Source organism: Enterococcus sp. 3H8_DIV0648, from assembly GCF_002140655.1.
GTDB classification, from domain to species: Bacteria; Bacillota; Bacilli; order Lactobacillales; family Enterococcaceae; genus Enterococcus_A; species Enterococcus_A hulanensis.
In genome coordinates this window covers 3,517,748-3,530,101 of sequence record NZ_NGLG01000001.1, presented here as the reverse complement: position 1 = coordinate 3,530,101, position 12,354 = coordinate 3,517,748, and the positions used below count along the sequence as shown (strand labels likewise).

Sequence of the window (12,354 nt, the reverse complement as noted above, 5' to 3'; positions counted from 1 at the left end):
TCCTCTAGCAGGAAGTTCTTTTTCATTCGCTCTCCGCCTGCTTTCTGATCAAGGAAGGGAGATGGAGTTGAACCCTTCCCTCGATTTCTTTCTTGTAGACAAACCCAAAGGTCCGACTGTCCTTCGACACATCAATGTGATCACCGGTCGTGAAGTACAACCCTTTAGGAATCTTCGTTAAATCCTTAAATTCTTCGGCCACAGCTGGGGAGAGTTGAAACGTATAGGTTGTTTCAAAATCCCCGTGCTCGCCAATATTCAAAACCATTCGATCATTGCGGATAAACATCGTATCGCCCGGCATGCCGATCACACGCTTGACGAATTTCCCCTCTTCTCCTTTGACCGAAAAGGCGATCACATCATAGCGATGAATCGGAGCGCGTTTCTTCACCAAGACCATGTCTTTTTCTGTCAATGTCGGACTCATAGACGTGCCTGAGATTGGATGAAAGCTATACTCTCTTCGCACCAATTGTCCGGATATGAACAGCACCACCAATAATAGGAGGGTCAAGATCGTGAGCACGAGGCTTTTCGCAATTGAACGGTGCGGTGGACTTTCTTCTTTTTTAGTTTGACGTGAGCGAACACTTGCCATAAGTTACAATGCCCCTTTTACTTTGCTTTAATATAGGAAACTTGGTCTGAGGTGGCTAGGTCGTTAGCGATCACCCGATACGAAATCACGGTGCCGCCATAAACATTCCCTTCTGAAATCAAAATCCCTTCTGGTCGGACAACTTCTACGAAAGCCACATGACCATAACGTGCATCTGATCCGGCAACTCCCGGTTTAAAGGAAATCAACCAGCCGGCTTTTGGCTTCTGACTGACTTCATAACCGAGCGCCTTACCTTTCGTTGCCCATTCGCCCCCGTTACCCATGTAATCATCAACCGATTTTCCTAATTGCTTCACGCGATTGAAAGCATACCAGGTACATTGTCCAACGGGATATGAACCAGAAGTATTGTAGTTCACGCCGTTGTAATCGGGATAGGTCATTCGTCTTTTATATTCTGTTGGAATGTCTTCTTTGCCTTTGATGAAGACCCCAGAATTTCCTTCAGTTGTTTTGACTTGGTCATACTGCGTTAAATGATACAAGGCGATAATCGAATTTAGTTTTTGTCCGTAGGTTGTATCTGTCGCATAGGTCCCGGTCAACGCATTGGTTGTGCGCAAATAGTTCTTAGCTTCGGAACGCCACGTTTGCTTATAATAGCTGTCATTTCCTGAAATCCCGCCACGAAGTAATTCCACGTAATCGCCTAAAGATGCCGCATAGTTTGGATATTTCCGGAAAGCGGAGTTAATAGAATACAATTCGCCATTTCCACGGTCTTCTTGGGTTGCCATAGAAATCGATTGACCTTGGTAGGTTCCCTTGATTCCGAATAAATTATAATTCGGTGCCAATGACAAGGTACTTGTACCCGATCCACTTTCCAATAAGGCTTGTGCGATCATCACTGATGCAAAGACATCGTATTCTTGTCCGAGTGTCCGTGCATCTTCCCCGACTGTTTCGATAAAATTCTTGGCACTGTCATTTTCGGTAAAGTTCATGGCTGCGGGATACTCTGCCAATGTTTGTTCGCCATACTCCGTCAAGGTTGCTTTTGGTAATTCTTGAACCAACAAGTCGTCTTCCAAATCAATGGATTCGACAACGATTTGCCGTTGTGTTTCTTTTTCAGGCTCTTCTTCGGATACAGAGGTTTCCTTTGTCTCTTCTGTATCCGAAGAGTTATCTGTTTCTCTCTCAATCTTCACATCATCGACAGTCAAATAATAATCGTCCCCAATGTAGATCCCTAACAAGACATTTTTCTCTTTTTTCTTTTGATACAACAGACTGCCTACTGTGAGTTCCTCCGGCAGTTTTTCTGGTGTTTCAGTGAGGTCCAATTCGAATAATTGCTGGTAAAGCTCGGTCGCTAATTGTGTTGCATCGTAAGTATCTTCTTGTTCAGTTCCAAGTTGTTTGATTCCTTCATAGATCAATGCCGCATGAGCTTTATTCTCAAAGCTACTTAGTAAGGGCAACTCGAACCCTTTCAAGTCCGATTGTGCGACTTCGGTCGTTTTCAATTCGCTCGGTAAGTTCAAGGTGCTGGTTTCCGAGAATGCTTCAGGTGCACTCGGTGCAACAAAAGAACTTGACTGAACACTCGTTGTTGGTGGTGTTACCGGTGCTGCCGCTACGGGTGTACTTGGTACGATCGGTGTTGCCGGTTGTGTTGGAGCTGACGTCACTGGTTGATTTTGACTCGTAGACGACTGTGCCGGCACGGAACTGCTTGGTGTTGTCGCACTCGGTTTGGTGCTGCTTGGTATTGTCGCACTTGGCTTCGTGCTACTCGGCGTTGTCCCGCTTGGTTTTGTCGTACTTGAAGTCGTCGAACTTGAGGTACTTGTTGTTGAACTCGTACTCGTTGAAGATTCCACCGTACTGCTTTCAGAAGGTACTGGCTCCGAGGATATCGGCGCTTCGGGTTCGGTCGTTTCAGTAGGTTCCAGTGTTTCTACCACAGGAACTTCTGGCTGTACTTCTACGGGAACTTCTTCAACAGCATCTTGCACAACGCCTTCTTCCACAGGCGATTCACTGCTCTCAGGAACCGAAACGGTACTTTCTCCCGTTCCTGTTTCTACTATTAAAGAAGACTCTTGGGGCAATTCTCCTGCTTTTAATACTCCACTGCGTATACTGACGAGGCCTCCGATAAAAACGAGAACCCCACAGATACCCACAACTATTTTTTTCATGAATAGAATCCTCTCCTAAATAAAACTAAAGAATAATATCGGCAATAAAAACAATAAAAACAACGGCACCACCGTCTGCATCGGATCAGAAATGATCTTCGCAGCCAACGTCATACTCACCCGTTCGGGTTCGGATACGGGGTCGTCCTTCAATAAAGTGCCATCGATTTCCCCTTCCTCTCGTTTGAGTTTCATTTGTTTGAACAGATCGTCCTCTGCGTCATGCAACGAATGCACACTCTTAAGATTTCCTTGAACAAGACGCCGATAGATTGTTCCGATGTCTCCTTCACAGCGTAATAAAGTCAGCTTGGCAATCCCATTTTTCGGCTCCTTTTCGACATACGACACCTCGGTCTCTTCAATGATCTTGTTCAAAGAAACCTCATAGACATAGACTTTCTTAAAATCCGTCGTGTAGATCAGTTGTCCTTTTTTTAAGTCTTGGATACGATGCAATAACACATCCTTATCGAAGATGTTGTGGGCCAGAACAACATAATTCCCTCGACCCAATTGTTGATCGGAGCGATACGTCGCCGCTCCGGTCAACAGGTTTTCATTCGCCATGCCGGCGAGGATCGGCAGATCGATCGAGACATCTGGAATCACGATTTTGCCGATCCCCCAGTTATTGGTGGTGGTTTGAACCACCGACTTGGCCTTGGCATAGTCGGAGATTTTAACACTGGCGATCTGTTTCTCCTCGTAGTTCGCTTCTTCGATCTTGTCGATGTTGTAGGCATTCAATTCTTCCTTTTGTCCGATATTGACGGCCGCAGAAGCCGGTTCTTCTTCCATATGCAGATACCCATAGATCGCCGTAATTAGAACAGCCGTCATCGTCACGAACAGGATGATAAAGAGTGTTTTCGTGACTAGGAACAAGCATTTCAAATTCTTGCGTGCTTTGGCTGCCACGAGCGGGTCGTCTGAGCGGAATCGCTTGATGAATCGGCGATACAAGCCCATCAGTAAGGCAAAGATCGCTACGTTCAAGCCCAGTGTCGCTAAGACAATGTTTTGATAACTCCACGTATTTCGTTTCTTGACTTTCTTCTTAACCGCTGTTTTGTAATCGACCCGATGCCCGGTGACTAAGAGTCGAAAAGTATTGATCCCCGGAGGCGTACAGGTCAAAAGTGTCGCCTTGTCCTTGCCTTTATGAATCTTGACCTTATCGACATCACTTGGCAGGATTTCTTCAAAGGAATCAATCTCATAAGCCAAGCGTTTGCCTAAAATATTGATAAAAAACAAATCGCCTTCTTTTAAGTTCCGAATATCGGTAAAGAGCACTTGGTTCTTGACCCCGCTATGTCCTGTAATGACCGCATGGGTATTCTTCCCACCGATGGGAATCGAGGTCGGCTCAAAATGCCCCAAGCCTTTTTCCAATGTTTTGAATGACGTGCCGTGAAAAAAAGGCATTTGTTTGATATCAATCGCGGGAATATCGACGGTTCCCATGACATCCCCTTGTTTCATGATCTTGTTGTAAACGACAGGCTCCCCTTTGGGTAAGCCTTCTTGCAGGTTATAAATGTATTCGTTGTAGGCTTTGGCTAACGCCCATTGTTCATCTTTTTCCTTTTGCGACATCTTTTTCATGGTGTCGTCGTATTGAGACACCGCTTGGCTTCGTTCACGATTGGCTAAGTAGTTTCCCACAATTGGATACAGCAGTGTCAAGACGCCGCCAACGATCATGATGATCGCGAAAATCTTCAAAAAGGAATGCTTTCTTTTCGGTTGTTTACGTTTCTTCATGACGGGTCCTTCTTTCCAATTGAGCATCACAAGTGGAAAGAAAGAATCAAAGACACGAAAACAGGCGCATCTGAGATTCTTTCTTCCGTAATGATGCATTGATTACTTTCTTAAAAAACATCCTTCTTGCGATGGATACTAATCATTCCGACACCACCCATGGCAATGATCATGGCTAAAATCCACATCAGCACTTGGGCTGTTCCGATATTTCCGCTAGTTTGCGGCAATTTCTTGATTTCGCCTTTTTCATCAACTTCCACAGGGATAGGCTTGCCATCCGGTCCTTTGGTCACAGGCAATTTAGGTACATCGCCTAAGACACTGGATTTCGGATAGATATAGACCTCATTCAAGGGTTCACCGGTCTGTTGAGGAAACGGCAGCTCCACAATGACCGGCTCCATGACATCCTTCAGCTTCGTGTGTTCTTTCTCCACGATCTGATACATCCCTTGAACCAAATTCCCGGCATGGGCCAGACCTTTTTCATCGGTGGTAACGGTCGTCGTAAATGCGCCATCCCCTTGAACGGGTTCAAAGCCTGACGCGCCTTGGATCGGTGTCACACGCGTGATTTCATAGGAGATCCCCGGTAGTGGATCGAGGTTCTTGCCATCCGCGTCCTTGACTTGATCGGCCTTCGTTCCATCTAAGGGCATCGTGTCGGCAATCTTGGCAATATCTTCGATCTTGTATTTTTGCACGAAGATACTGTACCCGGCATTTTCTGCGGCTTCTGCTTCGGCATGAGCAGGAACCACCCCACCAACGATCAGAGAGAAAACAAACAAAGCGAACAACAAACGACGTAGTTTTTTCATGTTATTTTCCTCCCTTTACGTTAATCGGTCGAAAATGCAGGAAGACGCCTGTCATCCCGACAACCATCAATATCGCGGCAGCGATCAAGATGATCCGCATGGCCTTGGTGCTTCCGGTGAATGGTAATTTGGTTTGCGCGCTATCCGGTACATGGACGATCGCGATATAGTTATACGTTGGGACTTCCACTTCAATCGGTTTTTTCAGTAATTCAAAGCCAGCCGGCGCTTTGGTTTCGACGATCGTGTAGAAACCTGGTGGTAAGCTTTCAAATTCTAACCATCCATGCTCGTCTGTAACTTTAACCGTTCCAACTTTATTTTCATCCTTGATGGTGTTTGGATCATCGCTTTTGCCTTTGTATAATTGGAACTCGGCACCTTCTAAGGCATTCGTTGTACTAGCTTCAATTTCTTCATCACTTAATTTCCCATCTTTATCAACATCAATGACCGTTCCTTCTTCATACTTGAAGAGACGAATCTTGGATAGACGGGTCAGACCGGCGTTGACGTCAGTAATATGATGGATCTTATCTGTTCCAAGTAGTGGCGCTAAAGGTAGATCGTTCAATTTCGGCTGATCGTAACCATCCGTCTTGAAGGTATTTGGATCGGCTTTCGAATTCAGCGTATCATCACTGCCAACCTTTTTCTTGGTGATGATCACGATCTTCTTCGTCACGACGATATCTTCTACCATGAACTCAGCGATATACTCCCCTTCAGGAAGATTCTCAAATTTGTACTTTCCATCTGAGCCTGTCTTGATTAATGAATCATTATTTCCATCAACAAAGTCCTGCCCGGTCAAACTTTTTTCCACTAGTTGCTTCGTGTAACTTCCGTTTTCATAGCTTGTTCGATACAGCTTCACAGGGATATTCCCTACTGGATCTTCAGGCGATCCATCGGATTTATTTCCGATCAACCCATCATAATCATCGTCATACCAAACATACCCAGTTAGATCACGACTAAAAACTTTTGTCTCTACTGTATTGCTCTTAACTGGTAGATCAATTGAACTATTGAAACTAGCTCTATTGCGATAAATATCCCCTGCTTTTTGCCCTGTTGGAGAAATGTTAATTTCAAATTCAAGTTCTTCCTCCACCGCCATTTCATCTAAAGCTATCAAGAATGCCTGTGCATTTTTGATAGTTGAAACATTTGATGTTCCCGGAACGTATGCTCCCCAACCGGTTATAGAATTTGGATCCCGATTCTCTGCGTCAGGTGGACGAGAGTTTGTATAGGTTACTTTTCCATTTCCTTGTATGAATCGCATTCCAGTCACCGAATAATTGCCAGTAAAATCTGTACCAAGTGAATCACCGTTATAAGGCAATACATCTAATACTCTTACATTCACTAGCTTATCCGAACTATTATTCGTTAATTTAATTTTGTATTTAATATCCGTAGATGCAGAACTGTTAGCATCGTCAATATAGCCAACCTCTATATTCTCAGGGCTTACTGACTTTTCTAAGGAAATTTTCTGCATTTGATAAAGCTGTACTTTTCCGGACGATTCTCGAGCAAAATTAGGAGAATCATCATTCTCATTCGGACTTCCTGTCACGAAAATTTCCCCAACGGTATAAGCAGTAACTTCCGAAATCGATGAATCAGTGAATGTTAGTTTAGTAACATCTGCTTTTGTTTCAAATGTTACTTCTGGCACATGTTTACTTGCATTCACATTTTCGATTACCCAAGTAATAGTGGTACTTCCATCGCCATTCGTCACAACATTCTCTGATTTCAATGTTCCGTCAGTGATTTCTTTTGAGCCACTGACATAAGAGAGTCCTTTGGGAATCGTTGTTTTCAACGTAACTGTGTGATCACCGTTTCCGCCACTGACGTTACCAGTCACTTTCCATCTAACTTTTTCATCAGTTTTATAGATATCCTTTTCTGGTTTAGTAGTAGTGGTTATCCCGACTCCTTTTATCCAGAATGAATCACCATAACTTCCTATATTGGAAGTATTATTCGTATGAGTCACACCATTTAATTTACCACGATGGGTGGTAACTACATTTCCCTTATTATCAAAGACTGTCGGTTCATAAACATCTCCACTTCCAGGATATGAATGAGTTTCTACAGTTCCATCTGTTTTGACAAAATGTCCAAATGTGTTATACATGGCAATATTACGGTTTCCAGTACTATCTGAATCACTATTTATCGGACCTGTTGCAACAACTGGTAAAGAAATAGAGTATTCAAACATAATCGTCGGATTCGTTCGTTCAGAAGTAATCTTAAGCGCCGATATTTCGCCAGCTTTCAAAGCAGTGTCGATATCTGCGTGCCAAGTATATTGAGCATCTATTGCTGATTCTGTAAGTGAGCTACGATCCGGAGCGGGATTAGTGGTTTTCTTTATTCCGTATTGATATTCAAAATATCCCGAATTTTGAGTAATAAAAGTTTCTCGACTAGCATCATACTTCGCAGAGTTAGCATTCCATCTAGCATACGCAACCAGTTTCTTCGATTTGTATCCTTTAAAGTAACCATCCCTATACCGGGCAGCCAAATCAAATTGATACCCTTTAGCTATTTTTCCACCTCCGGAAGTAATCCATCTTTCTGTATTGGTCTCAATATCTTTTCCCTGACTTAAGCCATCATTAGGATTAACCCAAAGTAAGAATTGTGATATTCCACTCTCACTGCTGGAGACACTAAACGTAGTTTTTCCTTCTCCAGCATGGCTTTCTGATTCATAAGTTAGATTTGATATTTCTAAATCACTATAATAATATTTCACTGATTCAGTCATTTTTGAAAAATACAGATTACTCCAATCTACAAGTAACGAAACAGAAGCAAAATATTTTTTATTCTTATCAACAGGAGTCCCATCCATATTATAGGTATAGGGATTCCAAATCGGTTCATAATTATCAATCTCAACTTCTGTATAATCAGCTACATATACATCACCTGTATCATATACCCCTATTTTAGATTTATCAGAAACAGTTGGTACTTCATGATAATTCGCTCCAGTCTTTCCAAATGGAATACTACGAGCTAAATTTTTTTCATTAATATTCAAGGTTCCTAATGAGCTAGAATACTTATTCCAATGCCAATCAGATGCATTCGTACTTAATGAACCGGTTGTTCCAGCAATAATATTTATCGGATAGGCCTTTGTCGGATCCGAACCATTAGTACCTGACGCAACAGGGTACTCCGGCGCATCTGATGACGGTGATAGTTTGTAATAGTTTCTTGGAGTATTAATCGTGAAACTAATTTTTCCTACTGGGAAGGTTGCTCCTCGAAAATCATAGTTATTTCTTCCTGAAATCGGCTTCAACATGATGCCAACACCGACACCACCGACCTGCCAATTTTCTCTACTATTGGGAGGCCATGTTCCACCAAAAACCGTATTACCAAAACTTTCTTGATCACCTTTGTGTAACGAAGTTGTTAAAGATGCCTTTGCAGAAACTTTCTTTTCTGGGACAGATAAAACAGGTAACTTTTCTTTATCATAAACTTTATTCAACTTTTCCTCGATACCTGTTTTATCATTGACTGCACTAACAATTGTAATTTTTAATTCAGGAATAATTTTGGTGTTGTGTTGAGCACCAAGAACATTTACGAATATAGGTAGAAGAATTTGTCCATTAGAATTAATTGTAGATTCCACATATCCATTCTCCGTTTTAGTTCCATCACTTTCCGTTTTCAGACCATTAGATTCATCCGTTACTATTGTGAAATTGTTACGATTCTTGCCAGAGGTATCGAATCCATAAGCATTTGGCAAATCCATATCTACTCGATACTTGATATTTGAATATGTGATACCTGGATCACTACCTTCAAGTGAAAAGGTTAGCAAGTATATATTAGAATCAAATGTTCGTACCCAATCATTCAAATCGTCCTTATCGTATCCAGGAGCATCACTTGCATCAAATCCCGCTGTCCCAGATCGAACAGTTAACTTTGCACCAGTGACATTAATGGAAGCAGCGGCTCTAGTAGCTTTAGTTTTTTTAGTTGGCTTACTTTCATCTAAAGGAAGTTCAATCGGTTTAAACGATTCTTTTTCTGAGTAGTTTCTTTTTTCAAGTTCTTCAATTGATTCATTGCCAGTCAATGGCTTAGTTTCAGCCGCTTCTATTTTATTCTCTGTAAATTCTTTGTTTTCTTCTGCTTCTTTCTGTACTTCTGATTCGTCAGGTTCGGTGTCAATCTTTGGAGAAATAAAACTAAATAATTTTTGTTTACTCTTATCTTCAATATTTTCAAACTCAATCAAAAATTCATCACTTGTATTTTCTCTGGCAAATGATATTTTTTGGCTATCACCCTTTAATAGCTTTAAATAAGTTGTTACTTCTCCTGTTGCAGAATCACTCACCTGAATAAACTCACTGGCTAACTTTTTCTTATCTTCGTCAGAAGCATTCGAACTATTCAAGGTAGCAAGTTCTTCTTTCACATCAAAATCGGAAGAAGAAATAGTTCTCGTTGAAATATTCTCTGAATCAAAATCAGTCGAAAAAACACTCAGTTTTTCATTTTTAGGTAAGCGATAAAGCTGATTGACCTTCGCTGTCATCTTTAAATCTACTAAGGTATTTGAAATGTCGATATCTTTTCCAGTGATATCTTCATCGCCTTTTTGAACAATCAGTTGAGTGGAAGAATCATCCGCCCGTAATGAAATCATACTAGATATTGAATACACAATACCTAGTATGAAAACGATAGGAAGAAGAATGGCGACTAATTGCTTTATTTTAATTTGCTTGCGCATTGTCTGCCCTTCCTTTCTGCCCTCTTATTAAACGGCGCGACGTTTTTTATCAATTGCGATTGCGGCAGTACCGATCGTGATCGCTCCGATTGCGATGATGATTAACAACATTGTGCCAGTGCCACCAGTGAATGGTAGATTAGTTTTTGATTTGTTCTCAACTGTAAGTTCTGGTACGACGACTCCACTCACATCTTTATGAGTATCCAAAGTAACGGTTACTTCTTGAGGTGTCTTTAACAATTCATAGCCTGCTGGAGATTTTGTTTCGACTACCCAGTATTTTTTATGAATCCCTGTGTCTGTATTTTTATCATATATTTTATCCCATGTTGCTTCAGCTGGATTTTTGGGATCTTGTTTACCATCGCTATCAGTGTCCGTAAACCAATCCAGTTTCAAACCATCAAATTTTGCAAGTCCTGATGCATCAGATTTAGCAGTTAGGAAAGTTACCCCTGTAGTTCCTTTTGGATAAGCAACACCATCATCCGCTAAGAAAATTTCAGCTTCTGCATCTGCTTTTGTCAATGCGATATGGAATTCAGCACCTTCTAAAACAGTAGTGCCATCTTCTGTAACCTTTTTGATATTAAATCCGCCATCATAGTATTCTGGATTATCTTTACTATCATCTGTTTTAGGTTTTTGACCAGGAATCAAGTAACCTGTATCGTATTCATTCTCAATAATTCCATTGAAATCTTTTTCTGTGTGTGTTTCATAAATTACGCGAATTTGAGAATAGCGTTCTGGAGTAAGTTCTTCGATTTTCTTCATCCCTGCTTGTGTTAATTCCACACGAATATCTGTCTTACCAGTGACCCCATCTGTAATCGGATCAGCAGTTTCTTTTGTTGCACTTCCATTTTTATATACTTCATACTCATTATTAAGTGTCATAGTATCCCAAACTTTAGTATCAGGATTATAGAATTGCACCTTAACTCCATCCAAGTGTAATTCTTTTGCAAGTTCATCATGTACGAAGAAATAATCTGCGTATACTTCATCCCCTGCAGAAATATCAACATCTGAATAAGAATCTGTATCAGGATCATACACATCTACAATGGTCATATCTTTATCTGCTTTAAAATATAGTCCGTCTGGAAGTTTTGTTGTCGCTTCCCATTGAAAATCTTCTCCTGCTTTAATTGAATACCCTTTGCCACCTTCAACTGTTTTGTCCAACTCACTATCAGTTACGATATTCTTTGGATAAACATGAACATCATAAATCAATTCACCACTTGAAATATATTTCCCGGGATTTTGAGGATCTTCTACACGTTTTGTTTGTGGTAAATACGCAAAGAATGGACTCATTGGTGTGGAGATTTCTTTCTTGATTTTGTTATCTACTGGATCTTTATAAGTCCCTGGTCCTTCTGCCGCAACAGTATAATCATATTTGCCAGTGTTTGGATTCGGGATTTCTTTGATCAAGTAGATACCATCTGCAGCTTTATGACCAGTTGCTCCTGTGATCCCAAGTATTGTACTAGCATCAAACGTTAACTTCCCGCCTGAATCAGTATAACCAGTTGTTTTCGGGAAAGTTGTGTCAATCGTATAGTCCTCTGTAGACCCTTCTTTTTGTTTCAAAGGATCGGTTAATGGTTTACCATCATTGGCTTTAACACGCACAATTTCAAAATGAACATCTGGCATTAGTGTTTTTCCATCTAACTCCGGTGCATTCCCAGCAAGTTCAAGGCCATCCCCACGCTCACCTAACTCAGCAGCACTCTTGATTTCATATTTCCATAAAGTGATCGTCCGAGGTGTTTTATCATCTGATGTCGGATTATCACTGATTGTTTGTGCTGCATTAACTACAGAACTTCCTGCGCTTAAAGCTGCTCCCCCAATCATTGTTAATAATCCCAAACTAACTGCTACTCTACTTATCCATTTTCTTTTCGTTTTCATAAATAAACTCCTTTACTCTTTTTTGTTTTTTACTCCTAAATTAGTTAAAATAAGTACTTAGAAAAGGTTGCCGCCGTTTTCTCAAATACTTACTTTTTTCCAATACACAAATGACGCTTTTTTACGCCCACTTCTGTATTGGAAACTAATGAAAAACTAGTATGTCTGTCTCTCGATAAACATACCTCCTTTCAAAAGCTGTTATAATTTCATCATTTTCATTAAAATCTCTAGTTGACA

6 protein-coding genes are annotated in these 12,354 nt (G+C 41.1%); all 6 read right to left on the bottom strand.

Annotated features, from left to right (window positions below):
- Nucleotides 1–22: 22 nt before the first annotated feature.
- The 6 genes from lepB to A5875_RS16025 all read right to left on the bottom strand — a co-directional run bounded on the left by lepB (nucleotide 23) and on the right by A5875_RS16025 (nucleotide 12,114).
- Nucleotides 23–601 (bottom strand): signal peptidase I, encoded by a 579-nt coding sequence (lepB, locus tag A5875_RS16050; protein WP_088934520.1) that lies wholly within the window; start codon nucleotides 599–601, stop codon nucleotides 23–25.
- Nucleotides 602–618: 17 nt separating this feature from the next.
- Entirely contained in the window at nucleotides 619–2,775 is a 2,157-nt protein-coding gene (locus A5875_RS16045) for a glucosaminidase domain-containing protein (RefSeq protein WP_088934519.1), read from the bottom strand.
- A 15-nt stretch (nucleotides 2,776–2,790) separates the two neighbouring features.
- Nucleotides 2,791–4,545: a sortase family protein gene (locus tag A5875_RS16040; protein WP_088934518.1), complete on the bottom strand. Its 1,755-nt coding sequence runs from the start codon at nucleotides 4,543–4,545 to the stop codon at nucleotides 2,791–2,793.
- 110 nt (nucleotides 4,546–4,655) lie between these two features.
- A complete protein-coding gene (locus tag A5875_RS16035) occupies nucleotides 4,656–5,369 on the bottom strand; it encodes a pilin N-terminal domain-containing protein (protein WP_088933407.1) in 714 nt (237 codons plus the stop codon).
- A 1-nt stretch (nucleotide 5,370) separates the two neighbouring features.
- Nucleotides 5,371–10,179, bottom strand: a complete 4,809-nt coding sequence (locus A5875_RS16030; protein ID WP_088934517.1) for a SpaA isopeptide-forming pilin-related protein — start codon at nucleotides 10,177–10,179, stop codon at nucleotides 5,371–5,373.
- A gap of 27 nt (nucleotides 10,180–10,206) precedes the next feature.
- A complete protein-coding gene (locus tag A5875_RS16025; protein ID WP_088934516.1) occupies nucleotides 10,207–12,114 on the bottom strand; it encodes a SpaH/EbpB family LPXTG-anchored major pilin in 1,908 nt (635 codons plus the stop codon).
- Nucleotides 12,115–12,354 lie beyond the last annotated feature (240 nt).

Excerpts from the sequence above, each read along its gene's own strand:
- lepB (WP_088934520.1), bottom strand. The coding sequence starts at position 601 with ATGGCAAGTGTTCGCTCACGTCAAACTAAAAAAGAAGAAAGTCCACCG.
- A5875_RS16025 (WP_088934516.1), bottom strand. The coding sequence starts at position 12,114 with ATGAAAACGAAAAGAAAATGGATAAGTAGAGTAGCAGTTAGTTTGGGA.
- A5875_RS16040 (WP_088934518.1), bottom strand. The coding sequence starts at position 4,545 with ATGAAGAAACGTAAACAACCGAAAAGAAAGCATTCCTTTTTGAAGATT.
- A5875_RS16035 (WP_088933407.1), bottom strand. The coding sequence starts at position 5,369 with ATGAAAAAACTACGTCGTTTGTTGTTCGCTTTGTTTGTTTTCTCTCTG.
- A5875_RS16045 (WP_088934519.1), bottom strand. The coding sequence starts at position 2,775 with ATGAAAAAAATAGTTGTGGGTATCTGTGGGGTTCTCGTTTTTATCGGA.
- A5875_RS16030 (WP_088934517.1), bottom strand. The coding sequence starts at position 10,179 with ATGCGCAAGCAAATTAAAATAAAGCAATTAGTCGCCATTCTTCTTCCT.